Raw genomic sequence first — 332 nt, forward strand, 5'->3', positions numbered from 1 at the left:
GATGGGCTGTCTGTATTGTTCAAGGCCATTTCCCATGCTACGGTTGTTTCATTGGCATCAGCAGGACGAAGAACCAACATAGAGTTTTTGCCATGGTGGTTTTTCAGTTTCTCCATCAGGCGGATCTGAGCCTCCTGCTCAATTGGCTGGTGGGTAGGACCATCTTCTCCTACGCGGAACGCATCGTGGGTCCACACATATTTAACCGGCAATTGCTGTAAAGCGGCAATACGCACAGCAGGTTTCATGTAATCAGAGAATACGAAGAACGTGCCCACTACAGGGATAACACCTCCGTGAAGTGCCATACCGTTTGCTATAGAAGCCATGGT

At 49.1% G+C, this 332-nt stretch carries 1 pseudogene; it reads right to left on the reverse strand.

Annotated features, from left to right (window positions below):
• Positions 1–332: pseudogene (locus OM074_RS21745) on the reverse strand (transketolase); the annotation flags it as partial.

The sequence above is a fragment of the Plebeiibacterium marinum genome (assembly GCF_026013615.1).
GTDB classification, from domain to species: Bacteria; Bacteroidota; Bacteroidia; order Bacteroidales; family Marinilabiliaceae; genus Saccharicrinis; species Saccharicrinis marinus_A.